The organism is Aliidiomarina sanyensis (assembly GCF_003987175.1).
Taxonomy (GTDB): domain Bacteria; phylum Pseudomonadota; class Gammaproteobacteria; order Enterobacterales; family Alteromonadaceae; genus Aliidiomarina; species Aliidiomarina sanyensis.
Genome location: NZ_PIPM01000003.1, coordinates 277,219 through 302,983 on the forward strand (window position 1 = coordinate 277,219; position 25,765 = coordinate 302,983).

At 52.8% G+C, this 25,765-nt stretch carries 22 protein-coding genes and 1 tRNA gene; 7 read left to right on the forward strand and 16 right to left on the reverse strand.

Annotated elements, in window-relative coordinates:
* Nucleotides 1-8: 8 nt before the first annotated feature.
* From glyA to CWE11_RS05050, 6 genes are all read right to left on the reverse strand, one after another.
* Entirely contained in the window at nucleotides 9-1,286 is a 1,278-nt protein-coding gene (glyA, locus tag CWE11_RS05025; RefSeq protein ID WP_126776497.1) for a serine hydroxymethyltransferase, read from the reverse strand.
* An 88-nt stretch (nucleotides 1,287-1,374) separates the two neighbouring features.
* Nucleotides 1,375-3,243 carry a TonB-dependent receptor domain-containing protein gene (locus CWE11_RS05030; protein WP_206750180.1) on the reverse strand — a complete coding sequence of 623 codons (1,869 nt, stop codon included), beginning with the start codon at nucleotides 3,241-3,243 and terminating at the stop codon, nucleotides 1,375-1,377.
* A 43-nt stretch (nucleotides 3,244-3,286) separates the two neighbouring features.
* Nucleotides 3,287-4,954, reverse strand: a complete 1,668-nt coding sequence (ettA, locus tag CWE11_RS05035; protein WP_126776499.1) for an energy-dependent translational throttle protein EttA — start codon at nucleotides 4,952-4,954, stop codon at nucleotides 3,287-3,289.
* A 278-nt stretch (nucleotides 4,955-5,232) separates the two neighbouring features.
* Nucleotides 5,233-5,862 (reverse strand): uracil phosphoribosyltransferase, encoded by a 630-nt coding sequence (upp, locus tag CWE11_RS05040; RefSeq protein ID WP_126776500.1) that lies wholly within the window; start codon nucleotides 5,860-5,862, stop codon nucleotides 5,233-5,235.
* A gap of 223 nt (nucleotides 5,863-6,085) precedes the next feature.
* The gene (locus tag CWE11_RS05045) at nucleotides 6,086-6,823 is read right to left on the reverse strand and encodes a TatD family hydrolase (protein ID WP_126776501.1); all 738 of its coding nucleotides are present in this window, start codon (nucleotides 6,821-6,823) and stop codon (nucleotides 6,086-6,088) included.
* Nucleotides 6,820-7,482 carry an AhpA/YtjB family protein gene (locus CWE11_RS05050; RefSeq protein WP_157981290.1) on the reverse strand — a complete coding sequence of 221 codons (663 nt, stop codon included), beginning with the start codon at nucleotides 7,480-7,482 and terminating at the stop codon, nucleotides 6,820-6,822. The genes CWE11_RS05045 and CWE11_RS05050 overlap by 4 nt, the downstream gene beginning before the upstream one ends.
* A 130-nt stretch (nucleotides 7,483-7,612) precedes the next feature.
* Between CWE11_RS05050 and serB the strand changes: the two genes are divergently transcribed.
* Nucleotides 7,613-8,260 (forward strand): phosphoserine phosphatase SerB, encoded by a 648-nt coding sequence (serB, locus tag CWE11_RS05055; RefSeq protein WP_157981291.1) that lies wholly within the window; start codon nucleotides 7,613-7,615, stop codon nucleotides 8,258-8,260.
* Between the two features lie 94 nt (nucleotides 8,261-8,354).
* On the opposite strand, the gene CWE11_RS05060 is transcribed toward serB, so the two are convergent.
* The 3 genes from CWE11_RS05060 to CWE11_RS05070 form a co-directional block, all read right to left on the reverse strand.
* On the reverse strand, nucleotides 8,355-9,065 hold the full coding sequence (locus CWE11_RS05060; RefSeq protein ID WP_126776504.1) for an ABC transporter ATP-binding protein: 711 nt from the start codon (nucleotides 9,063-9,065) through the stop codon (nucleotides 8,355-8,357).
* Nucleotides 9,062-10,048: a FecCD family ABC transporter permease gene (locus CWE11_RS05065; RefSeq protein WP_126776505.1), complete on the reverse strand. Its 987-nt coding sequence runs from the start codon at nucleotides 10,046-10,048 to the stop codon at nucleotides 9,062-9,064. The genes CWE11_RS05060 and CWE11_RS05065 overlap by 4 nt, the downstream gene beginning before the upstream one ends.
* Before the next feature lie 103 nt (nucleotides 10,049-10,151).
* Nucleotides 10,152-10,817, reverse strand: a complete 666-nt coding sequence (locus CWE11_RS05070; protein ID WP_126776506.1) for an ABC transporter substrate-binding protein — start codon at nucleotides 10,815-10,817, stop codon at nucleotides 10,152-10,154.
* Nucleotides 10,818-11,025: 208 nt separating this feature from the next.
* Between CWE11_RS05070 and radA the strand changes: the two genes are divergently transcribed.
* Nucleotides 11,026-12,402 carry a DNA repair protein RadA gene (gene radA, locus CWE11_RS05075; protein WP_126776507.1) on the forward strand — a complete coding sequence of 459 codons (1,377 nt, stop codon included), beginning with the start codon at nucleotides 11,026-11,028 and terminating at the stop codon, nucleotides 12,400-12,402.
* Nucleotides 12,403-12,420: 18 nt separating this feature from the next.
* Here radA and prfC read toward each other — a convergent pair whose 3' ends face one another.
* Both prfC and CWE11_RS05085 read right to left on the reverse strand, forming a co-directional pair.
* A complete protein-coding gene (gene prfC, locus CWE11_RS05080) occupies nucleotides 12,421-14,004 on the reverse strand; it encodes a peptide chain release factor 3 (protein ID WP_126776508.1) in 1,584 nt (527 codons plus the stop codon).
* A 242-nt stretch (nucleotides 14,005-14,246) separates the two neighbouring features.
* Nucleotides 14,247-16,751 (reverse strand): TonB-dependent receptor plug domain-containing protein, encoded by a 2,505-nt coding sequence (locus CWE11_RS05085; RefSeq protein WP_126776509.1) that lies wholly within the window; start codon nucleotides 16,749-16,751, stop codon nucleotides 14,247-14,249.
* Nucleotides 16,752-17,236: 485 nt separating this feature from the next.
* On the opposite strand from CWE11_RS05085, the gene CWE11_RS05090 reads away from it, so the two are divergent.
* Nucleotides 17,237-17,313: transfer RNA gene (locus tag CWE11_RS05090), tRNA-Trp, on the forward strand.
* Nucleotides 17,314-17,657: 344 nt separating this feature from the next.
* On the opposite strand, the gene CWE11_RS05095 is transcribed toward CWE11_RS05090, so the two are convergent.
* Nucleotides 17,658-18,380, reverse strand: coding sequence for a 3-deoxy-D-manno-octulosonic acid kinase (locus tag CWE11_RS05095; RefSeq protein ID WP_126776510.1), 723 nt, complete (start codon nucleotides 18,378-18,380; stop codon nucleotides 17,658-17,660).
* Nucleotides 18,381-18,522: 142 nt separating this feature from the next.
* Here CWE11_RS05095 and CWE11_RS05100 point away from each other — a divergent pair, with 142 nt between their 5' ends.
* The 3 genes from CWE11_RS05100 to rimI all read left to right on the forward strand — a co-directional run bounded on the left by CWE11_RS05100 (nucleotide 18,523) and on the right by rimI (nucleotide 20,658).
* Nucleotides 18,523-19,563, forward strand: a complete 1,041-nt coding sequence (locus tag CWE11_RS05100) for a glycosyltransferase (RefSeq protein ID WP_126776511.1) — start codon at nucleotides 18,523-18,525, stop codon at nucleotides 19,561-19,563.
* Nucleotides 19,564-19,694: 131 nt separating this feature from the next.
* A complete protein-coding gene (locus tag CWE11_RS12040) occupies nucleotides 19,695-20,153 on the forward strand; it encodes a hypothetical protein (RefSeq protein ID WP_157981292.1) in 459 nt (152 codons plus the stop codon).
* Between the two features lie 13 nt (nucleotides 20,154-20,166).
* Entirely contained in the window at nucleotides 20,167-20,658 is a 492-nt protein-coding gene (gene rimI / locus CWE11_RS05105; protein ID WP_157981293.1) for a ribosomal protein S18-alanine N-acetyltransferase, read from the forward strand.
* A gap of 4 nt (nucleotides 20,659-20,662) precedes the next feature.
* Here the strand turns inward: rimI and CWE11_RS05110 are convergent, their stop codons facing one another.
* From CWE11_RS05110 to CWE11_RS05120, 3 genes are all read right to left on the reverse strand, one after another.
* Nucleotides 20,663-21,406, reverse strand: coding sequence for a glycosyltransferase (locus CWE11_RS05110; RefSeq protein WP_126776513.1), 744 nt, complete (start codon nucleotides 21,404-21,406; stop codon nucleotides 20,663-20,665).
* 223 nt (nucleotides 21,407-21,629) lie between these two features.
* The gene (locus CWE11_RS05115) at nucleotides 21,630-23,663 is read right to left on the reverse strand and encodes an alpha/beta hydrolase family protein (protein WP_241971730.1); all 2,034 of its coding nucleotides are present in this window, start codon (nucleotides 23,661-23,663) and stop codon (nucleotides 21,630-21,632) included.
* Between the two features lie 328 nt (nucleotides 23,664-23,991).
* Nucleotides 23,992-24,561, reverse strand: coding sequence for an outer membrane beta-barrel protein (locus tag CWE11_RS05120; RefSeq protein ID WP_126776515.1), 570 nt, complete (start codon nucleotides 24,559-24,561; stop codon nucleotides 23,992-23,994).
* 298 nt (nucleotides 24,562-24,859) lie between these two features.
* Between CWE11_RS05120 and iscR the strand changes: the two genes are divergently transcribed.
* The gene (gene iscR, locus CWE11_RS05125; protein WP_126776516.1) at nucleotides 24,860-25,303 is read left to right on the forward strand and encodes a Fe-S cluster assembly transcriptional regulator IscR; all 444 of its coding nucleotides are present in this window, start codon (nucleotides 24,860-24,862) and stop codon (nucleotides 25,301-25,303) included.
* A gap of 44 nt (nucleotides 25,304-25,347) precedes the next feature.
* Here iscR and CWE11_RS05130 read toward each other — a convergent pair whose 3' ends face one another.
* Nucleotides 25,348-25,755, reverse strand: coding sequence for a SufE family protein (locus tag CWE11_RS05130; RefSeq protein ID WP_241971731.1), 408 nt, complete (start codon nucleotides 25,753-25,755; stop codon nucleotides 25,348-25,350).
* Between the last annotated feature and the right edge of the window lie 10 nt (nucleotides 25,756-25,765).

The window sequence follows — 25,765 nt, forward strand, 5'->3', positions numbered from 1 at the left end:
CAGACCCGTTACTTAGCGTAGACTGGGAAGCGAGCACACAGGGCTTTCACTTCCTCACGAACCCGTGCTTCAACCGCAGGGTCACTCTCGCCACCATTTACCGCAAAGCTATCCAACACGTCGCAGATCCAATGCGCTACTTGCGCCGCTTCCGCCTCTTTGAAGCCACGACGCGTTATGGCTGGAGTCCCCAAACGCAGGCCCGAGGTCACAAACGGCGAACGTGGGTCATTTGGGACGGAGTTTTTGTTCACGGTAATATACGAACGACCCAAGGCTGCATCGGCATCTTTGCCAGTGATATCTTTGTTGATCAAATCGACCAAGAATAAGTGGTTCTCCGTGCCGCCAGAAACGATGTCATACCCACGTTCTTGCATCGCCTGCACCATCGCCTTGGCATTCTTGAGAACTTGCTTCTGATATTCTTTAAATTCAGGCTGCAGCGCTTCTTTGAACGCTACGGCTTTCGCAGCGATCACATGCATCAACGGACCACCTTGATTGCCGGGGAAAACTGAGCTGTTCAGTTTTTTGTGCAACTCAGGGTCATCTTTTCCGCTGAGAATCAAACCGGACCGCGGGCCTGCGAGCGTTTTATGCGTGGTGGTGGTTACCACGTCCGCAATTGGCACTGGGTTTGGATACAGTCCTGCCGCAACCAGACCCGCCACATGTGCCATATCGACCAACAAGTAAGCGCCCACTTCGTCGGCAATCTCGCGAAACTTCTGCCAATCAACAATTCCTGAATACGCCGAGAATCCTGCAATAATCATTTTTGGCTTGTGTTCGTGGGCCAAGGCGCGCACTTGGTCGTAATCAATCTCACCGGTCGCTTCGCTCAAACCATACTGCACAGCATTGTAGTTTATGCCCGAGAAATTCACGTGTGAACCATGCGTCAAGTGACCTCCGTGCGCAAGGCTCATGCCCAGTACCGTGTCCCCCGCTTTACAGAGTGCCATAAACACCGCTGTGTTGGCCTGCGATCCAGCATGGGGCTGCACGTTTGCATAAGTCGCACCGAACAATTCTTTGGCACGCTCAATCGCGAGGTTCTCCGCAATATCAACAAACTCGCAGCCACCGTAGTAACGCTTGCCTGGGTACCCTTCCGCATACTTGTTGGTGAGCTGCGAGCCTTGTGCTGCCATCACCCGCGGGCTGGTATAGTTTTCTGAAGCAATCAGTTCGATATGCTCCTCTTGACGCTGCACTTCGGCTTGCATCGCTTCCCACAGCTCGGGATCAAACCCGGCAATCGTCATCTCAGAACCAGACATGCGCACTCCTGAATATATTCAATTTATCGCCAAAAATTCTGCCGTTGATCATACCAAACAACCGTCAGCGCCGCCAACGCAAAAGGTGTTAGCGCCAATGGTACGAGAGTCCAATCCGAAACTGGCGCCGAGGTTCATGAAAGCCCGGACGCTGGACATACTCTTTATCCAGCAAGTTATCCATGCTGACGTAAAAATGCCACTGGGGCAGAAGCACCTGCTCCCACCGCGCATTCAACAGCCAATAGCCCGGTAAGCGCTCCCCGGTTACAGCATCCCCGAGGCGAGAGCTACTCATGTAGACATCGGCAGATAACACCCCTTCGGCAAAGCCATAACTCGCGGTCAGGTTGCCAAAGCGATCAGCTCGATACAGAAGTCCTTGGCCGGTTTCACGGTCGTAGGTGCTTTGCACCGTTCCGTGGGCACGCAAGCGCCAGACACCCAGCTGATGCTCCCAGCGCAAAGTCGCTCCGTGAGCACGGGCCGAGCCGATATTTTGCGGCTCCCACAGCAGCGGATCGGCAGTTGGCGCCCATGCAATCAGGTTGGTAAATTCGTTCCGAAAAAGCTCAACTTCCGCGTGCCCATACCCGGTGTAATAGCGGCTAAACGCCCGCCAGTTACGTGAACGTTCTGTATCTAGATTGGGGTTCCCACCTTGCGGCCAATACAGGTCATTGAAGGTCGGTAAGCGATATCCACTGCCCTGTCCGGCCCCAAACAACCAACCATCGACACCCGTCCAACCAAAATCCACATGATGTGAACCCTGCACCCCAAATCCGGTGACATGCTCGAGGCGCCCGCCAAGATTAACCTGCCAGTTCGGGTAACTCCATTGATGTTGCGCTAGACCGGCAACACTGCGTCGGCGCTCATTGTCCAGTGGCATCGGCTCCAGTTCAGCGGTTTCCTCTTGCCAATCGAGCCCAATGGATAGCTGTTGATTCCCACCGGCGAGGCGCTGGGTTTGCAGCCATGACAGGTGTTGACGCTCGGTCATAAACTCATCGCCAAGACCCAACCAGAATGATTCCGAATCACCCCGATTGACCGTTCGCATCCGCTCGCGCCATTCGCCAAGCTGCCATTCATGACGAAGCCCCGGACGCCACTGGACATCAAAGCGCCCCACTGTCCCTTGCTGCCGCGTTTGCGTTGCGGGAAAACAGGTTACACGCTCAAAGGTTTCAGGATCAAAGCAGGATTGGTCATACTCCGCGAGACTGCGGTTATCCGTGTGACGCAAGCGAATTTGCAAGCGATCCGACACATCAAATCGATTATTCAAGCTGAAGTTGGTCGCTTGTGCTCCATCCATCATTTGATTGCCAAATTCACGATCCACAGTGAGGTCATAGCCTTCAAATAAGCGACGGGAGAACTGGAGCTGATGCTGACTAAAATCGGTCTGATAACTTGCAGAGCCAGCAAGTTCCCGGAAATTATGCGCTCCGTGACGAACCCGCACACTCGCCTCATTGCGCTCGGCTTCCCGCGTGAAAATATGAATGACACCTGTCATGCTGTTGGATCCGTAGAGCGATGACCGTGCACCCCGAACAACTTCAATGCGTTCTACTTCATCAGGGTGTAAGTTTTGCAGTGCTGCACTGCCGAGCGTTGGGCTGGTCAACGGTTGCCCATCTAATAGCACCAGCACTTGGCCGCTCCCACCACCTTGTAAAAAAACTGAGGTTTGCCCACCGAACCCGCCGGTTTGATAGACTTCCGCGCCCGCAATTTGACGCAGCAAAGGCAAGATTGATCCCCCTTGCAGGCGCGCAATTTCATTTCGCGAAATCACTTGCACCGGAACCGGTTGTTCCGCTTGCGATTGCGGAATTCGCGTGCCGGTGACCGTAATTCGTTCCATATCCGACGCAACGACCGACGCTGCCAGAATCACAGATAACAACAAAGGAACCCCCGAAACTCCGAGATCAACATACAAAAACGCCCGGCCCCTTCTTCAAGAGACCGGGCGCATTCGCGCTTTACTTACTAATTTTCTTATATTTAATGCGATGCGGTTCCATTGCATCAGCACCAAAGGTCTTCTTCATGTACTCTTCGTAATCTGAATAGTTTCCTTCATAGAAGGTTACTTTCCCTTCATCACGATAATCGAGAATATGGGTTGCAACTCGGTCGAGGAACCAACGGTCGTGCGAGATAACCATCGCAGCCCCTGGAAACTCAAGCAATGCTTCTTCAAGTGCACGAAGCGTTTCAACGTCCAAATCGTTGGTCGGCTCATCGAGCAGTAATAAGTTGCCACCGGCTTTCAACAGCTTCGCGAGGTGAATCCGATTGCGCTCCCCGCCCGACAACTCACCAATGCGTTTTTGTTGATCATTTCCGCGGAAGTTAAAGCGGCCCACATACGCGCGGCTTGAAACTTCGTAGTTGCCAATTTTCATCATATCCAAACCATCGGATACTTCTTCCCACACGGTCTTCTTGTCGTCCATGTGGTCACGGAACTGTTCAACAGAGGCCAGATGGACGGTTTCGCCAATCTCGATGCTGCCAGCATCCGGCTGCTCTTTGCCGGTAATCATCCGGAACAAGGTCGATTTACCTGCACCGTTCGGACCAATAATCCCAACAATAGCGCCCTTCGGCATGCTAAAGGTCAAATCATCGATCAGTAAGCGATCGCCATAGCTCTTCTTGAGGTTTTTAACCTCCAACACTTTGTCACCCAAACGTGGACCTGGTGGAATAAAGAGCTCATTGGTTTCGTTCCGTGATTGATAATCACTGGATTGCAACTCTTCAAAGCGAGCCATCCGTGCCTTGCTCTTCGCTTGGCGTCCTTTCGGGTTCTGGCGTACCCACTCAAGCTCTTTCTTAATCGATTTCTGACGCGCAGCTTCAGTCCGCTCTTCTTGCGCCAAGCGAGCATCTTTTTGCTCCAACCAGCTCGAGTAGTTGCCTTCCCATGGAATCCCGTATCCACGGTCAAGTTCGAGAATCCAGCCCGCGACGTTATCAAGGAAGTACCGGTCGTGGGTAATCGCAACGACAGTGCCCTCATAATCGTGTAGGAAGCGCTCCAGCCAGGCCACCGATTCGGCGTCCAAGTGGTTGGTCGGTTCATCGAGGAGCAGCATATCTGGCTTTTCTAGCAGCAAGCGACAGATCGCGACTCGGCGACGCTCACCACCCGACAAATGCTCAATTTTGGCATCCCATGGGGGTAAGCGCAGTGCGTTTGCCGCGCGCTCGAGCGCATTCTCGAGATTGTGACCATCTTTGGCCTGCAAAATGGCTTCCATCTCGCCCTGTTCTTTCGCAAGGGCATCGAAATCCGCGCCTTCTTCCGCATAGGCTGCATAAATTTCATCTAGGCGAGTCAGTGCGTTTTTCACATCGGAAACGGCTTCTTCAACAATTTCACGAACCGTCTTGCTGGTATCCAGCTCAGGTTCCTGAGGAAGGTAGCCAATTTTAATGCCTGGTTGCGGCCGTGCTTCGCCGTCGAACTCTTTGTCGACGCCCGCCATAATCCGCAACAACGTTGATTTACCGGCACCATTCAAACCGAGTACACCAATCTTGGCACCCGGGAAAAAACTTAAGGAAATATCTTTGAGAATCGTACGTTTCGGGGGGACAACTTTGCTCACCCGCAGCATACTGTAAATGTATTGCGCCATCGCTATTGGGTTCCTGTATCCAATGTCGAAAAAGTGCCGCGATTGTAGCACAGCCCCTTTTCTGTAACCAACGCAATGCGATAGTAGACGTAGCCAACGCATTGCGTTGGGTCTAAGTTGGTGGACGTAACCAACGCACCGCGTTGGGCCTAAATTGGTGGACGTAACCAACGCATTGCGTTGGGTCTAAGTTGGTGGACGTAACCAACGCATTGCGTTGGCTACATCACATTTTCTTCAATTTGGTTCCCAACGCATGTTCCGGGACGGTGCGTTGGCTACTTGGTGCCGAAGATTTTATCGCCGGCGTCACCCAGGCCGGGCAAAATGTATCCTTTGTCATTCAAGCGCTCATCTTGCGCGGCGGCATAGATATCAACGTCCGGATGAGCGTCTAAAACGCGCTTCACACCTTCTGGGGCTGCGACTAGAACCAACACGCGAATCTCTTTACAACCATGCTCTTTGAGCATATCTAAGGTCGCGACCATCGAACCGCCGGTCGCTAACATGGGATCGATCACCAAAGCCATCCGCTCGTCGATATTGCCAGCAAACTTCTCATAATACGGAACCGGTTCGAGGGTTTCTTCATTGCGATATAACCCAACCACACTGACCTTCGCGCTCGGAATGAGCTGCAACACACCGTCCAACATGCCTAGACCGGCGCGCAAAATGGGAACAACGGTAATTTTCTTACCTTTAATGCGTTTCACAGGAATCTGCGAGCCACTCCAACTCGTGATGGTTTGCGTTTCGAGCTCAAGATCCTTGGTCGCCTCATAGGTAAGAAGGTTTCCCAGTTCATTCGCGAGCTCGCGAAAACCTTTCGTACTGATACCCTCCACCCGCATAAGGCCCAGTTTATGCTGAACCAATGGATGCGAAATCACATGCAATCCCATTTTATTTTTCCTTATACCATCCGAATGTCACCCAACGCGATGCGTTGGCTACGGTTCTGTTTTACCCCAACGCGATGCGTTGGCTACGGTTCTGTTTTGCCCCAACGCGATGCGTTGGCTACGGTTCTGTTTTACCCCAACGCGATGCGTTGGCTACGGTTCTGTTTTACCCCAACGCGATGCGTTGGCTACGGTTCTGTTTTGCCCCAACGCGATGCGTTGGCTACCGTCTTATTTCCCGCAAGGCGTCACGGATCATAACCAAACGCGCAGGCTCGTTCCGCTGCCCCTGATACCCCTGCACCGGCATATCCGGACTATCGGTTTCCAATAACAGCGCCTCAGCCGGCACCCGACGAATCGCATCCCGAGTCTTGCGCGCCCGCTCATAGGTAATCACACCACCAACGCCCAAATAAAAACCTTGGTCAATCCACGCCATAGCTTGTTCATAGCTGCCGCTAAATGCATGAATAACCCCAGCCCGCACATTCGCTGCTTTGACTATTTTTAGCATGACATCCAAGGTTTTTCGATGATGCAAGATCACGGGTAACCCATGGGCCGCAGCCAAATCCACTTGTTTCTTGAAGACCACCTGTTGCCAATCGTGAGCCCCCACCGTGGCATCAAGGCCAATCTCACCAAGCGCGAGCGGCTGCTTGTCAGCAGCGAGTTCCTGCTCAAGCCTCACGAAATCCGCTTCAACATGGGCGTCGATAAAATAAGGATGCAATCCCAGCGCATAAGACCAATCGTCGTAATGGCCTGCCAGCTCACGTAACCGACGCCATTGATCAGCGCGTACACCGGGCACCAAAAATCGCCTTACGCCCGCTGCTCGAGCCCGATCCAGTATGGTGTCGCGGTCGTCATCAAACTCAGGAAAATCGAGATGGCAATGGGAATCCGCCAAGTGATCAAACGATTCTCCCGGCAAAAAACCCGAACACCAAGTCATGACGCCTCCGGTGGCTCAATATGCACCGGAATAGCACGACGACGGCGGAGCATGGCAAAGGCAATCAATGCGCCGGAGAGAAAAGCAAGTACAAGCATGAGCAGCTGATTCTGCCACGAGGCACGATGATACGGGCGCGATTGCGCGGTGATACGATCGTAATCAAAGGTGATACGAACAAAACCGAGCAGTTGGGCTCCCGGTCCGCCATGCTCCAAGACCGGCACGACCATCGGAACCGCCCACATATCGTCGGGCAGACTGAGTAAATATTCGTGGATCGGTAGGTTGTGACCCACGCGCACTACCGGCCGTCCCAGCTCGTCTTGAATACTGACTTCCAGAATTTCTTCTTGCGCTTGGAGATGTGCAGCTAAACTACTCAAACCTTCGTGGTTATCTTCCAAAAACCAAATGCGCGCCTCATGCTCGGCCTGCGAAACAATCAGACGTGCCAGGTTTTCGGTATGGGCCACCAGCACGCGGTCTCCTTCAGAGCGAGACTGCCAAAATGAAATCAAAAGTGCAGTGAGCAGGATGAGCGCAACCAGCATTGTCACGATGCGCCGATACCAACGCTCACCGGGAAGGAGCCATGGACGCTTTGTAGAAGGTTGTTTTACCACTAGGTTTTCAACACCAGCTTGGGGTATATTCATAGCGGCAACTTTAGCGTAGCACGCGAGGTCAGGCAATAAAGTTGATCTGTTTTTACACGGTTTCATGGTGCGCAACCACCGATCGCATGCGGGGTTCACGCTGGATTTTTTCACCGCTCAGGATGAATTGATGAAAAGTTTACCGGATGTTCAAAAGCCCGGAATCGCTATCTTCGATATGGATTCCACGCTGATTCAAATGGAAAGCATTGATGCCATCGCGGCCGCTGCAGGCCATGGCGAAGAAGTTGCACGGGTCACTGAGCAGGCAATGCAGGGTGAACTTGATTTCACCGAAGCGTTGCAACAGCGCGTGAAACTTCTCAAGGGCGTGAAGGAATCGCTCATTTGGGATATGGCGGACAATCTTCCATATTCTGAAGGGGCCGACGAGTTGCTTCGCTTTTTTAAGAAGCACCGCTGGCGGATTGCTATCGTAAGCGGCGGTTTTACCTGGTTTGCCGACACGGCCAGCATGCGCTTCGGAGCGGACTACGTGGCCTGTAATGTACTTGAAGTTCAAAATGGCATGTTAACGGGGCGCTTGCTTGGTTCCATTGTCGATGCACAAGCCAAGGCGGATGCACTCGAAGCCCTGATGCGGCAGTATGGGATTCCACGGGAGCAAACCATTGCCGTGGGAGATGGGGCCAACGACATCCCGATGCTTAAAGCGGCCGGTCTGGGCGTCGCCTACAACGCCAAACCTATTTTGCGCGAAGTCGCCGATGTCAGTATTGAAGACTCGCTCGCCGGCCTCATTGATATCCTCTCGTAATTAACGCGCTGGGTCCCAAGTAGCCAACGCACCGCGTTGGTCACGACATTAAAACCCAACCGACACCACTCCAAATACCGCGTTGGTCACGACATTAAAACCCAACCGACACCACACCAAATACCGCGTGGATGCGCTCGGGGGTTAACACGTCACTGGCCTGACCCTGCGCTACAACGTGTGCTGCATCGGTTTCGGGTCGAGATAAAATCACCACATCATCACACCAGGTCTGGGCCGCATTAAGATCATGCAGCACCACCAACACCGTTGCGCCGGCCCGTGCGCGGTTCTGCAGTAACGTGAATACCTGTTGTTGGTGTCTCGGATCGAGGCCCGTGGTGGGTTCATCGGCTAAAATCAGCGCGGGATCCCCGACGAGCGTGCGCGCCAACATCACCCGCTGCAATTCCCCCGCCGACAACTCAGTCACTTTGCGTTCCGCCAAGTGAGCACAATCGGTCGCTTTCATCGCTTCATTAAGGTTCGTTTCCTGCACCTCGCGCAGTCCCAGCGCCACCACATCACGCACTGGCATCGCCCAAGCTGAACGCATCCCTTGGCCCAGATACCCCATCAACCGAGCACGTTGCTCAGGGGACCAGCCAGCCATTGACTCACTCCCCCAACAAATCATTCCAGCCTGCGGCCGCTCAATGCCGGCGATCATTTTCAATAAAGTGCTTTTGCCACAACCATTCTCACCGAGGATTCCGGTGACTCGACCTGAGCTAAAGGAGCAAGAAAGCCCATCAAATAGCGGGGGCCCATAGGCAAACTGAAGCGCTTTTACATGGACACTCATAACCGATATCCTCGCTTCGCGCGGAGCAACAACAGCAAGAAGAATGGGCCGCCGACCAAAGCGCTGAGCACACCAATTTGCAACTCCCGGGTCGTGGGCAGCACTTGGGCCAACATATCCATCCAGAGCACCAGCAGCGCAGCGGCAAGCATGGAACTCAATAAAAGTGCACGAGGATTGGCTCGGACCAGCGGCCGAATGAGATGAGGAATGATTAAACCGACAAATCCAATCACGCCGGTGACTGCTACGGCTCCGCCCACAACAACCGCCGTGCCAATCAACACAAAGAGTCGCTCACGGGGAACATGAAAGCCCATGGCCGCTGCACTCTCCTCCCCCAATGTCAGGCCCTCGAGGAAGCGTCCACGACCGAGAAGTATCAAAGCGCCCGGAATGACCGTAACGGCGACCAAGCCCACATGGGCCAGGTCTCGATAGGCAAACGAGCCAAGCAACCAAAAGTTGATCTCCTGCAACGCAAAGGGAGACGGCGACAAACTCAGTGCTAACGCAATTAATGCGGAAAAGAAGGCGGATACCGCCACACCAGCTAGAATCAGTGCGGTCATGGAGGCACGCAAACCGGCTATGGTCACAACAATAAACAGCGCTAAGGCGCTGCCGAGCATGGCAGAGATCGGGAGCATCAAGCTGTGCCAACCGGCAATGCCAAAATACAAGACAACCACCGCCGCAAGAGCCGATCCGGAAGATACACCGAGTATCCCAGGTTCTGCGAGCGGATTGCGCAACAACCCCTGCATGGCAGCTCCGGCCAGCCCCAGCCCCGCGCCTACCAAGAGCGCTAGTAAGACACGTGGCAAGCGAATCTCGAGGAGAACCTGGCGCGCGAGCTCATCCTGCCCGAGCAAACCGGGCCAGACCGCAATCGGCATCGCACCAATATGCAGCGCGACAACGATGCTGATGAGGATTCCCACCAGTAAGACCCAACGATGCACATGGGTGTTTTTTGTCATGCGTGATTCCCTATTCATTTACGCTCCCAACGCACCGCGTTGGGCCCACACATCGGACGTAACCAACGCATGTTCCGTAACACCGCGTTGGGCCCCGTGACGGCTAATACAACGCATCAATCACCTCGGGAAGGCGCTGGGCCATACATCCGCTCAGATCCCGCGGTAAATAGATGACGCGTACGTCAGATTCCTCAATATATCGCCGCAACGCACGGTGCTGAAGCGCCAAATACGCCAGCCCCACCTCCGCATCGCCCTGTTCAAACACAAGAATCTCGGGTTGCCAAGCGAGCACTTGTTCAAGGGAAACACTGACCAACCCACCGCCCTGCTGGGCAGCCAAATTTCGCCACCCCATTCGCTCGGCGACCTCATCCCACAAGGTGTCGCTACCAAAACTCCATTGATTCGCCAGATAAAACACCACCCCAGGGGTCGAAACTCCGGAAACCTTCGCTTCAATCTGAAACACCGGCAAGTCCGCGCCGGTGAGCTGCGTTAACTGATGACGAACCGCTGCGACCTCATCAAGACGTTGCGGTTCCGCCACGGTCTCAACCCGCAAACCAGCGGCTTGCAACGAACGAACCGTTAGCGCGGAAGTAAAAGGGGTTGCCAACACAACATCCGGCTGCCATTGGAGTAACGACTCAACTCGCCCACCATGCGCTGCCGCAGGAAAAAAAGCATCCGCGGCAAGGTGCGGCGCCAACTGCTGGTCCAAACAATAATTTAAACTCGCGACACGCAGAGACTCTTGCTCCATGCGCCCGTCCACAAGTTTACCGGCTAGTGAATAAGGCACGCAGAAGAACCCAACCAATACAAGGAATAATGGCGCACAAAAATATCTGGTTCCCCTCACCCCATGCTTCCCTTATTATTCGTGAACAAAAATTATAAACTGCGACATTGGGCATTATTCTACGAAACGCCCGCTAAGAAAACCGCAGTACCTTACTCAGGAGCAAGCCATGGCAAAAGCCAAACAGAAAACCGCCTATGTATGTACCGACTGTGGAGCGGATTTTCCTCGTTGGCAAGGGCAATGTTCAGAATGTGGCGCCTGGAATACGATCAGTGAAGTTCGTCTAGGAGCCGCGCAGCCGCGTCATGCAACCGCCGCTGGACGCAGTGGTTTTGCCGGCATAACAGATGCCAAGGTGCAGACGCTGAGTGAGGTTGACCTCCAACAAGTTCCCCGATTTTCGAGCACCTTTACCGAATTTGACCGCGTCCTCGGAGGGGGGATCGTCCCCGGTTCAGCTATTTTGATTGGTGGCTCCCCTGGGGCCGGGAAAAGTACGCTCCTACTGCAAACCATGTGCAAACTTGCGCAAACCATGCCGGCACTTTATGTGACGGGAGAGGAATCGTTACAGCAGGTCGCCATGCGCGCCCAGCGCTTAAATCTTCCGACGGATAAACTGCGCATGTTGGCGGAAACATCCGTGGAACTCATTTGCCAGCTGGCCGATCAAGAAAAGCCCAAAATCATGGTCATCGACTCCATTCAGGTGATGCACTTAAGCGATATCCAGTCTGCCCCGGGGAGTGTGTCTCAGGTGCGCGAGACCGCCGCGTATTTAACTCGCTACGCAAAACAAAACAATGTTGCCATCATCATGGTCGGTCATGTCACCAAAGATGGCTCCCTCGCAGGACCAAAAGTCCTCGAGCATTGTATCGATTGCTCGGTCATTCTCGATGGCGATAGCGATTCGCGCTACCGTACGCTGCGGGGCACAAAGAATCGCTTCGGGGCGGTCAATGAGCTTGGGGTTTTCGCCATGATGGGCGATGGCCTGAAAGAGGTGAAAAACCCCTCGGCTATATTTTTAAGCCGGGGCGAAGAACACGGCAGCGGCTCAGTGGTGCTGACTGTGTGGGAAGGCACGCGTCCGCTCCTCGTTGAAATTCAGGCCTTGGTAGACCATTCACAGCTTTCGAACCCTCGCCGGGTTGCGGTGGGCACAGAACAAAACCGACTCGCGTTACTCCTCGCAGTTTTACATCGCCATGGCGGCCTGATGCTCGGCGACCAAGATGTATTTGTGAATGTGGTGGGCGGAGTTCGCGTACAAGAGACCAGTGCCGACTTGGCCCTGCTGCTCGCCATTGTCTCGTCTTACCGGGACAACCCGTTGCCTCGCGATATGATCGTCTTTGGCGAGGTCGGGCTTTCCGGTGAGATTCGTCCCGTTCCAAACGGAGGAGACCGACTGAATGAGGCGGCGAAACATGGCTTCAAGCGCGCCATTGTGCCGATCGCAAATGTGCCAAAAAAAGCCCCAGATGGCATGACCATCCAGGGCGTGAAGAATATCGCAGAGGCGCTCGAGCTCGTCTAACGCCGCACAAATTCTATCTTACACCTCTCGGGTGCGGCGGAACTGCACATCCGGGAAGCGCTCTTGGGTCAATGACAAGTTCGCCATCGTCGGTGCGATATACGCGAGATTATCGCCGCCATCCAGCGCAAGGTTATGGTCTGCTTTGCGCTGAAACTCTTCGAACTTCTTCGCATCATCACAGTAAACCCAGCGGGCTGTGGCCACTTGAACCGTCTCATACATGGCATCCACCTTATACTCAGACTTCAAGCGATGCACCACCACGTCGAACTGAAGCACACCCACCGCACCCACAATCAAATCATTCGAGCTGAGTGGTCGGAATACTTGCACGGCGCCTTCTTCTGAGAGCTGGACGAGCCCTTTGAGCAACTGCTTCTGTTTCAGCGGATCGCGCAGACGAATCCGACGGAACAGTTCCGGTGCGAAATTCGGAATACCGGTGAACTTAAATTCGTCCCCCCAGGTAAAGGTGTCGCCAATCTGAATCGTGCCGTGATTATGCAAGCCAATGATATCGCCCGGCCACGCTTCTTCTACGTGTTCACGATCACCCGCGACAAAGGTAAGTGCGTCCGCAATCCGCACATCCTTCCCAATGCGCGCATGCTTCATTTTCATGCCTTGCTCGTAGCGACCTGAAACAATTCGCATAAAGGCCACACGGTCCCGGTGTTTTGGATCCATATTCGCCTGAATCTTAAAGACAAAACCTGAGAAACGCTCATCTGTGGAAGAAACGACCAATCCACTATCGGTCTCGCGGCTTTGTGGTGTAGGAGCCCAATCCACCAAGCCATCCAGCATGTGATCAACCCCAAAATTACCCAAGGCGGTCCCAAAGTAGACCGGCGTCAGTTCACCTTCGAGGAATAACTCTAGGTCAAACTCATGGGATGCCCCTTTCACCAGCTCGATCTGCTCCCGCAATTCATCCGCATACGAGCCAACCCGTGCGTCCAACGCCGGATTATCCAAGCCTTTGATAATATCGACTTCTTGAATACGATGACCCTGACCGGTCTTATAGAAAATAGTCTCGTCACGCAGCAGATGATACACACCCTTGAAGTTTTTCCCTTGACCAATGGGCCAAGTGATTGGCGCACACATAATCTTCAGGACATCTTCAACCTCATCCAGCAATTCGAGTGGGTCACGAATATCTCGGTCAAGTTTGTTCATAAAGGTGATGATGGGCGTATCACGCAATCGAGTTACTTCCATCAATTTGATAGTCCGTTCCTCAACACCTTTCGCCGCGTCGATCACCATCAAACATGAATCGACCGCAGTGAGGGTACGATACGTATCTTCCGAAAAGTCCTCGTGACCTGGGGTATCGAGCAGGTTCACCAATGATTCCCGATACGGGAACTGCATGACCGACGTGGTAACCGAGATTCCCCGTTCTTTTTCCATTTCCATCCAGTCAGATTTAGCATGCTGACCAGATTTCTTTCCTTTTACGGTCCCGGCCTTTTGCAGCTTTTGTCCATGCAAAAGAACTTTCTCGGTAATTGTCGTTTTACCCGCATCCGGGTGCGAGATGATCGCGAACGTGCGTCGCTTCGCGACCTCTTTTTGTAACTTGCTCATGAATTCGCCATTTTACCCATCAAAAAACCGCCGCATTGTAACAGCAAACCCCCACAGTTCATAACGCCCTGTAGCCAACGCAATGCGTTGGGCCCCAGCCCAAACGTTCACACCCCACCCCCAATCTAGACGTAGCCAACGCAATGCGTTGGGCCCCAGCCCAAACGTTCACACCCCACCCCAACGCAGGCAAAAAAAAGCCAACGCATCGGCGTTGGCTTTTGAGCGGTCCCGGGGGGAGGTTAGAAACGATACGCAACCCGGCCATATACAAAGCGACCCGAGCGTCCGAACGGTGAATAGTTCGAGAACGACGTGGCGCCCGTTGTATTCAACTGAATTGGGTTCGGATCCGGATAGGTGTCGAAAATATTATCGGCACCCAGTGCAATCGACCAATTGTCGTTGATACTGTAACGGCCTTCTAAATCAACCAAGGTTTTCGCACTCAGTTCAAAATCGAGCGCTGGGTTGTTGTTCGGTGAAAGCACCTCGCCATAGCGCGTCACACGCATCGTGGCTGACCAGTTATCCAAAGACCAGTTGGTGATGAAACCCAACTTGTTCTTCGGTGAACCTTTCTCAAAGGTCAACACGTTGGTACGCGCAAACAAGGTTGGTGCTGGATCTAATGCCTCAAGCTCCGCTGTGGCTGGAACGCGGGTGACTTTCGTCCGATTGAAGTTACCGAGCAAGTTAAACTCAAAGTTACCGGCATTCTCAGTCATCCAAGGCCAGCTGACCACCACGTCCACCCCTTGGGTTTCCGTGTCGACCCCATTAATAAAGAAGCGACCACCACCGATCCCAACGAAACCTTGATCTTCCAGATATTCGCGGACGTTGGCTTGCACCAAGTTCTCAGAGAGCACGATACGGTCATCGATATCAATCCGGTATGCATCGACAGTAATCGACACATCACCCACACGCATCACCGCACCGACTGAGAAGTTAATCGATTCCTCCGGCTCCAATGAACGGGCACCGAGTGCTTGTGCAACCGGATCGTTCACAGGGAAGGTCGTGATATCAAACGGAATTCCGTTAATGAAGTTGGTGGATGTTGCGGTAAAGTATTGCTGTTGCAACGAAGGTGCCCGGAAGCCATTTTGGATCGAGGCTCGCAATGCAAAGTCCTCGGTCACATCGTAGCGCGTGGCAACCTTACCGGTCACTGTGTTACCAAAGTCCGAATAGTCTTCAAAGCGAATCGCACCGGAGACCAACCAGTCTAATGTCAGTTCGGCTTCCACATCGATGTACGCACCAATTGCATTCCGGCTCTCGTTTACTTCGTTGCTCGGGCGGAAACCCGGAAACACTTGCGATCCAGAAGCCGTCGGGTTGCCATTCAAGGTCACACCACCGTTAATGTACGATGCTTCTTCACCGGCAAAAATCTCATAACTTTCGCGACGGGCTTCAATCCCCATCGATAACGCCATAGGAGATGCCAAACCATCCACGTCAATAAAGCGTGAGCCACCCAAGTTAAAGACGAGTTGGTCATAGCTATAACCACCCGCGTAAAACTCGGTTGGACTCGCTGGACCAAGCGAGCGGTTCAGCGTGTTTTGAATGGTAAATTTCATCTCATTCTGGCCATAGACCAATGAGGTATCCATCGCCCATTCACCCGCTTGCCACTCATAACCAATGGCCGCACTCATGTCTTCTACATCGGGTGCAATCAGCGGCAAGAAACCATCAGGGTAGATCTCTGGCACGTTTCGCGCGTCGCGAGCGGGACGATAGAACCCCGCCGATACAGCAGAACGGTCTTGATATGACGCCCAACCGTAGAGCTTCGAGCCATCAGCCATGTTAATACCGGCATTCGCGAACAAGGTGAGCTGTTCAACTTCGGGTTCGCCATACCATGCATTAAACCGGTCGAACGTTGCTTCCCGTGGATCAAATTGACCATCCACCAATGGATATTGTTGACGATAATCCCAGCCGCCCCGCTCCGTGCGTTCTTGATCACGGTATTCGAGTGCGAGTGTTAAGTACCCGTCGTCGGTGAGCGGTAAACCGGTCCAGGCATTCAAAACTACGGTCTCACCGTCACTGCGACTGCGTGAGATTTCGCCGGGCGCACTCCACGTGGCACCTGCGGGTGGTGGTGTGGTGGGAACCGTGTACTTGGTTTCGCGCCAGCCGTATTGGAGGGAAACATTTCCACCCTCACGCGCTTCACGCAAACGAATGTTGATAACACCAGCAATTGCATCTGAGCCATATTGCGCAGATGCACCATCACGCAGGACTTCAACCGTTTGAATGGCGCCAATTGGAATGGTGTTCAAATCCACCGCGGCAGAGCCTCGGCCAATGGTTCCATTCACATTAACCAGAGCTGCGGTGTGACGACGTTTTGAATTCACCAAGACCAAGGTTTGATCCGGCGCAAGACCACGCAGTGACGCCGGACGAACCGTATCAGTCCCGTCCGCAAGACCCGGGCGTGGGAAGTTGTATGAAGGCAGTGCTACGGAAAGTGCTTGATTCAATTCAAACACACCTGAGTTGGCAAGATCGTCACCGCGAACGATGTCAATGGGTGCAGTTGACTCCTCTGCAGAGCGTCCTGCAACCCGAGTTCCGGTAACAACAATCGTTTCGACTCGTTCCCGTTGTTGACCTTGAGGTTGTTCCGCATCGGTGTCCTGAGCGGATAAAGCATGCGGAGCGAGCGCCGCTGCGACGATAAGCGCAAGCGGTTTCATTTTAAACGTACGCATATGTTTCTCCTGGAGCATTGTTATGACGAACTGGACGTCCGTGCCATTTATTTCCTTCTTTTTTCTTTTTTGTTGAATAAGTTATGGCCAAATTTTTCTATTAGTCAAGAAAGCCAAACCTAACCACCGCACTGCATTGCGGCTAATCTTGGCGTAACCAACGCACCGCGTTGTGGCCAATCTCGGCGCAACCACCGCACTGCATTGCGGCTAATCTTGGCGTAGCCAACGCACTGCGTTGGGGCCAATCTTGGCGCAACCACCGCACTGCATTGCGGCTAATCTTGGCGTAGCCAACGCACTGCGTTGGGGCCAATCTTGGCGCAACCACCGCACTCGAATTACCAGCAAGGCGACTACACTCAACCAGGCCTCGTTGCAAAATTGTTACAACGAACCGATTAATATTTACGCGAATAGACCGAAATTGATCACAAAAGACTTGCGGGGGATGTGATGGGCGGTATAATCCTCGCCGTTATCGCAGGGGTGTAGTTCCAATTGGTAGAACAGCGGTCTCCAAAACCGACGGTTGGGGGTTCGAATCCCTCCACCCCTGCCAGCTTTCCTTTTTATATTGACGGAACCAACGCGGTGCGTTGGCTACGAATCTCCTTTTGAAGACCAACGCGGTGCGTTGGCTACGGCATCTTTTCTTGTAACCAACGCGGTGCGTTGGCTACGGCATCTTTTCTTGTAACCAACGCATTGCATTGGGTGTGGCATCTTATCCTTGTAGCCAACGCATTGCGTTGGGTGTGGCATCTTATCCTTGTAGCCAACGCATTGCGTTGGCTACGAATCCCTTCTTGGAACCAACGCGGTGCGTTGGCTACGAATCCCTCGTTGGAACCAACGCGGTGCGTTGGCTACGAATCCCTTCTTGGAACCAACGCGGTGCGTTGGCTACGAATCGCCGTTATATCCAGCTTCGAAGGCGGCCCAGTCGCTGTCTTGCCAACCGAACTTTGGATTCTTCCCAAGCTCTTTGCGCAGTGAACGCAATAGCCGATCACAATTGGCTTGTTGCCACTCGCCCGGCTCCCGACGCTCACACTTGTCAAAATCAATCAGCCAGACTTTGTCGTGATTATCCAGCATGATGTTGTGGCAATTGAGATCGGAGTGATACACCCCTTTGTCATGCATCTGTCGAACCGTTTTCCCGACCGCTTGCCAGCGCGCAGCAGACAGTGGACCATCGTCCGTCATGATCCGAAATAAATCACGGCTATTCGGAATCATGGTAATCAGCAAATCTGCCCGATAAAACACACCGTCACGGGCAAAGCGAGCGGCACAAGGTCGTGGAACCGGCAATCCTTCATCGCTCATCCATTGCAGCAGTGCGAACTCTCGCATGGCGCGGCTCTTCTCAACCGGCTCCAACCAAAATTGGTCAGTGAGGATTTTTCCAACCAAACCCCCTCGGTAATAATGCCGTAACACCATGTCCGTATGATCTCCCCGCACAAACCAGGCGGTATTTCGACCTTTCGAGCTCCCTAACACCCGCTCTTGGTGCTCCCACCATGCAGGTTGAAAGTGCTCACTGGAGGGCGCTTCAATAAAATGCTCATCCCACCAGTACACTTCCGGCCCTAAATCTTTTTTTTGCAATCCGGACATAAGCTTCCTAACCTAAATTTTACATTCGACAACTGGCGTATTGTGAGTCATCTCGGAGACAATTAAAACCTTCGTAAACGGGGGATCGTCCCACCCCGAGCACAAGCGCAATCATATTGACTCAACCAACACCGGATCCCTGATGAAAATAGTGCATATCATTCTTACCTCCTCATTTGCTGGCAGTGAACGCTACGCCGTCGACTTAGCGAATCTCCAAGCGGAGGCGGGACATGATGTCCATCTCATTCTCCATCGCCGTGGATGTCAAAACCCTGTGAGCCCTATCGCGCCGCGCGTATCGTCCGATGTCACAATTCACCGCGTCCACGGCATCCCACCGATCGCCAAGTGGATGACCCGACGGATCATCAAGCAGTTACAACCGGACGTGGCCCATGCACACCTCAGCCACGCTTGCAAAGCCTTGCATCCGCTCAAAGGCGTGTGTCCGCGAGTGGCCACGCTCCACATTCATTACAAACCGCATCAACACAAAGTGCTGGATGGTCTCATTGCTATCGCACCATGGCAGCTTGCACAAATGCCGGAAACCATCAAAGAGAAATCGACACAAATTGATAACTGGATTACCCCTCGTATTCACGACAGCCAAGCTCGGGCACGCATTCGTGCCTCTATCGGAGTTCAAGATGACGAGATATTAATTGGCACGCTGGGGCGGGTGGAAGAAGGCAAAGATCAGATAAATTTAGTACGCTCATTTCAGCGTGCCGGCATTCCGGGCACCAAACTCGCGATTGTTGGCAACGGAAGTATGTTGCCGAAATTGAAGAAAATTGCAGGCCGAGACGTGGCCTTTCCCGGTTATGTATCCAACTCCCGCGAGTGGCTCAGTGCCTTTGATCTATTCGTCAGTACGGCCAAAAGCGAACCCTTCGGGCTGGTGTTTCTAGAGGCCATGCAAATGGGTTTGCCGATTATAGCCACGCGGTCGCAAGGCGCCTTGTATATCAACGACCGTCAGCAAAAATCTGGGAGCGCGACCTTTATCCAACCATTATTGCCAATTGGTGATTCTCTGGCGTTGCAAAGCGCCCTAATACAACAAGTGAAACGTTTTCGTCGCGAGGGGAAGCAAACTCTCGACTACGGGATGGAGAAGTACTCACCAACCACGAGCATCGCAAAAATTGAAGCATTTTATCGGACGTTGATGTAACCAACGCATGTTCCGTCACGGCGCGTTCGGGGGTGAGCCCAACGCGGTGCGTTGGTTTCCGATGTAGCCAACGCATTGCGTTGGGTGAGTCCTCCCATTACACTACCGTAAAACACCAACAGGATGCGCACGTGACGACAATGAAACATGCGGAAAATCAGGCTTGGACCGCAGCACAGCGCCAGTCGCTCGAGTTCCTCGGAATTGATCCCGAACTGTTTCTCGATTGGCCCGCTCCTCAGCGCACGACGCAACAGACCCCTGACACATCGTTACCTTCTGAAACGCCAACAGCCTCAGCGGCAATCACACCTGAATCGACACCGCCTGCCACAGAAACTGTGGCACCACCGTCGCTCTACAAACTGGGCCCTTGGGCCCTGCAATTTGCCGAACCCATGCCGGTCGAGCGTTTCCCATGGGTGAATGACCTTGCCAGCTATATCGGCAGCAAACCAGTCGAAATCAGTCATGTCGGTGCTCAACTCACCCATGTTGATTGCTCTGATTACGCAAAAAGCAGCCTCACGCCCGAGCAAAAGAAAGCACTTTGGGCCATACTTAAGCCAGCACTCAACAAGCGAACCTAACACGGGGCTTCCCATGTCAACTGTACCTAGCACACCGGCGACCGCAGGATTGGTCTTGCAGCCTTTGCATGGACTCACCCCCGATATCATGGCGATCGAGCGCGACGCCCATCGGGTTCCCTGGCCGGCCAGCGTTTTTGGCAATTCGTTTGGTCCGCGCTATCGCGTGATGGGTTTATTTGTAGGAGATGTCTTAGTCGGATTCACCGTCGCCCACGTCCTTCACGATGAAGTCATGTTGATGAATATCGCCGTTTCACCCAAGTATCAAGGCAAAGGGTACGGGCAGCTTTTGATGGATGATTTGATTCAGTTTGTGAGCGATGAGAATGGTCATCAAAAAGACAAACTATTTTTGGAAGTGCGCGAGCACAATGAGGCGGCCATTCGGCTCTACTTGCGCAATCAATTTGAAGAAATTGGGCGGCGTCCCGGCTACTATCCGCCAGTCACACCGGGCGACGAACGCGAAACCGCAATCGTCATGCACCGCCCTATTAAATAACCTTTTATTTCCAGTGATCAGCCACCCACTGGACCGGTAGCACACGGCGATACCACTTACCGCTGCGACCTGCGATCGCATCGTCTGGATGCGGTTTCCCATGGAATGCGACAATTTTCGCCCCGGGTGGGATCTGCGCAGGTTTGAACCAACTCATAATCCCTTTCGGCATACAGTGACGCTTAAAGCTAACACACCAACCATTCGGCCAATACTGTAGCTTCCCTTGCTTCGCTAGATTGCTCGTGACGAATTCTTGCTCATTTCGCACACGCGCTAACTCTTTCTCTTTGTTCGTTTTAAGCAGTTCAATCAAGTCAGCGTGGGCTCCAATGGTGAAACGGTACACCGAGGTATTCCCTGTCTCATCCTTTTTGTCCCACTCTTTAATCACGCGGAACTCGCCGTCTGGCTCAAAGAAACAGTCAATGTTATCGACAATGACCACATCAAGATCGATAAACAATGTAGGACCTTCAAGGTCATACAACGGGTCCGCAAAGCTGGTCACTTTTAACCAGCCATGACCAAAGGTCCATGGTTGGCGCTCGTCGAAATCTTTAAAGCCAACCTGCGGAATGTCTTTGACTTCGATCCCGTCGTCAATGCCGTTCGCATCGTCTGTCAAACAAACAAAACGAAAAGGCAGCGTGATATTCCGCTTTACCATTGAATAGAGTTTGTTGACATAATCAGGGCCGTATTTCGTGCCCCACTTGATACAGAGAATATTCACTGGCTGCGTCATAGAGTCCTCATTACCCAGCGGTTGTAAGTGCACAGAGTATATCAGCCTTCCGCCATGAGCGCACCGTAACCAACGCATTGCGTTGGCTACATTACGCACCGCGTTGGGCCTCAAAGACATAACCAACGCACCGCGTTGGGCCTTAAAGACGTAACCAACGCATTGCGTTGGGCCTCAAAGCCGTAACCAACGCACCGCGTTGGTTACATCACAACCACATTGGTTACTCCCGATACTTCTCAAACCAATAAATCACATAGGCAGGTTTCGCCATGTGATTCGATGGACGCGTATGCAGCGCGTGAGACGCACCAGGGATCCGCACCATCGCCGTATCAATACCAAGCAACTGCAAAGCCTGATAATACTGCTCCGTTTCGGAAATTGGTGTCCGATGATCCGCTTCCCCGGTGAATAACAATGTCGGGGTAGTCACATTGCCAACATAAGAAATCGGCGAATGCTTCAAATAATGCTCCGGATCCTCCCACGGCAATGCAGGGAACCAGTATTGCGTAAAGTAGTTATACATATCCGCATTCAGCACAAAGCTGTACCAGTTAATCACTGGGTTAATTGCCGCTGCGGCACGGAACCGATCGGTGTGACCAATCGCCCACGTGGTCAACACACCACCGCCTGAGCCACCGGTAATAAACAGCTCGTCCTCATTGATATAGCCACGGGCAATCACGGCGTCGACCCCATCCATCAGATCATCAAAATCATGACTCGGATAGTTGTGATGAATCAGATTCGCGAAGTCTTCACCATAGCTTGTCGAACCGCGGGGGTTGGTATACAACACGACGTAGCCTTGGGCTGCCATGAGCTGCAATTCCATCGCAAAGTAAGGTCCATACGCGGTATGCGGTCCACCGTGAATTTCCAGAATCAGCGGATATTTCTTCTCAGGATCAAAGCCCGGAGGATACATAATCCAGCCATGAATTGGCTTCTCATCCACCGATGACGCATACCAAATTTCTTCCACACGACCGATATCGCGCTTCATCAGCAAATCACGGTTCAGATCGGTAATCGTATTGACCCGCACACTACCGCGCGGCTGGCTCAACACCGCTAGCTCCGCAGGACGTTCGGTGCTAGCATGCGTAAACACCACACGACCATCCGCCATCACGGAGAAGGCACCACCGGAGTATGGCCGGCTGTAAGCCAGGCCGCCCACTTCATCGGTTAGAACCGTCCGGTTTCCACGGAGCGGTTGATGCGCAATCGTGCCGCTTCCCTTCGCGTCGTAATAGATAAATAGGCCGGTTGAATCCGGCGCCCACTCAAAACCACGAATATGCTGATCAAGATCCGCTGTCAGTGCACGAATATTCGAACCATCAATATTCATCACATACAGCCCATGATTTTGGTGCGCCAAACGGCGATCATCCACGCCTGCAAAGGCAATCATCCGACCATCGGGCGAAACCACTGGACTGTGATCGGGTCCGTTACGATCCGTCAGCTGAGTCAATTCCCGACTCTCGATATCCAGACGGAAAATTTCTGAGTTAATCGGTTGTGACTTCCAGTCTTCATAACGATTCGCACTGAAGAAAATCGATTTGCCATCCGGGCTAAAGCTCATTTGACCGCTGTGATCAAAATCACCTGAAGTGAGCTTAATGGGCGTGCCACCTTCAGCCGGCATAATATAGATGTGGCGATGTCCGGCACGGAGATAACCGCGGCCATCGGCACGATAATTCATGTCGTCGATAAAGATCGGAGGTTCAGCCCAATTTGCACCCTCAGGCCGACCAGGAAGCGAAACTGGGTTGCTAGCGCGCTTGGGTTCGAACATGGAAAAGGCAATCCAGCGGCCATCCGGCGACCACGTCAGGTTGCCTGGCCCTTGCTGAAGGTGGCTAATTTGCGCTTGGCGACCCGAGTTCACCCAATACAAATGAATCTGTCCATCCGCTACATAGGCAATCCGTGAGCCATCGGGAGACCAAACGGGCTGCGAGGCATTTTGATCTTTCGAGGTTAATGCTTGCAGATTGGAGCCATCGGCATTCACGGTCCACAGCGTGCTGCGGGTCCGATCTTGCATCCGGTCCATCCAATTGCGTACAAACACAATGGTGTCGCTATTCGGTGCAGGTGCTGGGCTTGATGCAAACTCGAGCAAGAACACATCGTCGTATTGCAACGGACGGACGTCTGAATCTGCCAACGCCGCAGTGCTCAGCGACCAAGCTAGCAATAAAAAGAGAGTGGAATAGAGAGTCTTCACGTGCTTTCCCCTGTTGTTGATTTGCATTCGATAATACGCCTGCATGCAACAACCACAACCCCCCTGCGACCAAATCCATCATGTAAGCGATGTAGCCAACGCACATTCCGTAACGGTGCGTTGGGCCAAAACCGTAACCAACGCACTGCGTTGGGTCCCAAACCATAGCCAACGCACTGTGTTAGGCCCCAAACCGTAACCAACGCACATTCCGTAACGGTGCGTTGGGCCAATCCATAACCAACACACCGCTACGGAATATACGTTGAGCATAAAAAAAACCGGACCAAAACGGCCCGGCTTGCAACATCAAACACACTCGCGTGCATCAGAAGTGAAACGAAACACCCACACGCATCTGCTCACGGTCTTTATTGCTAAAGCCGTATGAGCCATTTACCGATAGACGCGGGCTCAAATAGTAACGTGCGCCAAACTCAGAGCGAACTTCAGTTTCGCTATAAGTGTGCACACGATTTAATTCTGCGTGGAGCTCTAAATCTTGAGAGGCGCGAATCGCCACACCTGAGAATACATTGTAACCAAGATAGCTGCGCGCTTCGCTCTGATGCGCATTCACAAAACCAACCCCGGCATACAAAGAGGCGTTATTATCAAGGGCGTGACGCGCCCCCAACGAGAATTCAAATTCCTCAGTGTTAAACTCACCACGACCAAAGCGCTCGTGACCCGTGCGAACAAATAGCACGTCATTGAACGATTTTACAAACTGAGCGCGGTAGCCTGAGTAGGTGTCAGACTCATAGCCCAACTCAACTTCAGTGTATGAGAGATTTACATAATCAAACGATGGGCCTGACGCGTCATCCGCCAGCGAAGCGAAAGAAGTGGCCGCAAAAACTGCGCCGATAAGCGTGCTGATAACTGATTTCTTCATGATTAACCTTCCATTTGTTGTACGACATCCAAACCAATCAACCAGGAATTACCCAAAGGAAGTGGTTATTTTTTGTCCATGCAACCCTTTGATTTTTAAAGCAGGACGGGCGCACGGTAACAAAAGGAAGGAACCGACCACAAGACAAGAAGTGTCATGAAATTGTAACGATTTGTATCCGGCGGGGTAACCAACGCACCGTTGCGGAATATACGTTGGGCCCTAAACACAATACTTGACTGAATTAGTCGGGTTATGGGATCATCAGCCTATGAAAGGCAACAGGTAGAACCACGCCATGAAACTGACGTCAAAAGGCCGTTATGCAGTCACAGCGATGCTCGATGTTGCGCTGCACGGAAGAGATGCGCCTGTCACGCTCTCGGATATTTCTGAGCGGCAGGATATATCCTTATCCTATTTAGAGCAGTTGTTTGCCAAACTCCGACGCGCGGAGCTGGTGACCAGTATTCGTGGTCCGGGTGGCGGGTACTTGTTGAATCGTGACCCACACCAGATTTCGGTGGGTGAAATCATTCACGCAGTGAATGAAAGCGTGGATGTAACCCGCTGCCAAGGCAAGTCAAACTGCCAAAGCGGAACCCGTTGTCTGACTCATCATTTGTGGTCCGATTTAAGTCACCGAATTTCCGAGTTTTTGCACGATATTACGTTGGGCAGTCTTACCGCAGATGCAGCCCAACGCAACCGCAATATCGCATTGATGAAGGTCAACTCGTAGCCAACGCATCGCGTTGGGGCCCTGTCCAAACGTAGCCTAAAAGATCAAGCAGCGCTCGCCAACTCGCGAATTCTTCCAACGATAGCGCGCAAGCCATTTCCGCGCGTGGGCGAAATGTGGCGTTCCAAATCCAGCGCCTGAAAGAACCCATCAATATCAAACGCCAGAATCTCAGTAGGCGTCTTCTCGTTGTAGGCAGCCATCACCAATGCCAGCAAACCACGCACAATCACCGCATCGCTATCGACTTGAAAAGTAAGGACGTCGCCCTGCCGCTTGGGCAACAACCACACGTCACTTTGACAGCCCTTGACCTTCAATTCGTCGACCCGCGCTTCTTCTGGCAGCTTCGGAAGCGCTTTTCCCAAGTCAATAATGTACTGGTAGCGCGCTTCCCAATCATCAAGAAACTCAATATCGTCAATAATTTCAGCGGGTTCTGATAGGCTCACAGTGAACTCC

Excerpts from the sequence above, each read along its gene's own strand:
- glyA (WP_126776497.1), bottom strand. The coding sequence starts at position 1,286 with ATGTCTGGTTCTGAGATGACGATTGCCGGGTTTGATCCCGAGCTGTGG.
- ettA (WP_126776499.1), bottom strand. The coding sequence starts at position 4,954 with ATGGCGCAATACATTTACAGTATGCTGCGGGTGAGCAAAGTTGTCCCC.
- upp (WP_126776500.1), bottom strand. The coding sequence starts at position 5,862 with ATGGGATTGCATGTGATTTCGCATCCATTGGTTCAGCATAAACTGGGC.
- CWE11_RS05045 (WP_126776501.1), bottom strand. The coding sequence starts at position 6,823 with ATGACTTGGTGTTCGGGTTTTTTGCCGGGAGAATCGTTTGATCACTTG.
- CWE11_RS05050 (WP_157981290.1), bottom strand. The coding sequence starts at position 7,482 with ATGAATATACCCCAAGCTGGTGTTGAAAACCTAGTGGTAAAACAACCT.
- serB (WP_157981291.1), top strand. The coding sequence starts at position 7,613 with ATGAAAAGTTTACCGGATGTTCAAAAGCCCGGAATCGCTATCTTCGAT.
- CWE11_RS05060 (WP_126776504.1), bottom strand. The coding sequence starts at position 9,065 with ATGAGTGTCCATGTAAAAGCGCTTCAGTTTGCCTATGGGCCCCCGCTA.
- CWE11_RS05065 (WP_126776505.1), bottom strand. The coding sequence starts at position 10,048 with ATGACAAAAAACACCCATGTGCATCGTTGGGTCTTACTGGTGGGAATC.
- CWE11_RS05070 (WP_126776506.1), bottom strand. The coding sequence starts at position 10,817 with ATGGAGCAAGAGTCTCTGCGTGTCGCGAGTTTAAATTATTGTTTGGAC.
- radA (WP_126776507.1), top strand. The coding sequence starts at position 11,026 with ATGGCAAAAGCCAAACAGAAAACCGCCTATGTATGTACCGACTGTGGA.
- prfC (WP_126776508.1), bottom strand. The coding sequence starts at position 14,004 with ATGAGCAAGTTACAAAAAGAGGTCGCGAAGCGACGCACGTTCGCGATC.
- CWE11_RS05085 (WP_126776509.1), bottom strand. The coding sequence starts at position 16,751 with ATGCGTACGTTTAAAATGAAACCGCTTGCGCTTATCGTCGCAGCGGCG.
- CWE11_RS05095 (WP_126776510.1), bottom strand. The coding sequence starts at position 18,380 with ATGTCCGGATTGCAAAAAAAAGATTTAGGGCCGGAAGTGTACTGGTGG.
- CWE11_RS05100 (WP_126776511.1), top strand. The coding sequence starts at position 18,523 with ATGAAAATAGTGCATATCATTCTTACCTCCTCATTTGCTGGCAGTGAA.
- rimI (WP_157981293.1), top strand. The coding sequence starts at position 20,167 with ATGTCAACTGTACCTAGCACACCGGCGACCGCAGGATTGGTCTTGCAG.
- CWE11_RS05110 (WP_126776513.1), bottom strand. The coding sequence starts at position 21,406 with ATGACGCAGCCAGTGAATATTCTCTGTATCAAGTGGGGCACGAAATAC.
- CWE11_RS05120 (WP_126776515.1), bottom strand. The coding sequence starts at position 24,561 with ATGAAGAAATCAGTTATCAGCACGCTTATCGGCGCAGTTTTTGCGGCC.
- iscR (WP_126776516.1), top strand. The coding sequence starts at position 24,860 with ATGAAACTGACGTCAAAAGGCCGTTATGCAGTCACAGCGATGCTCGAT.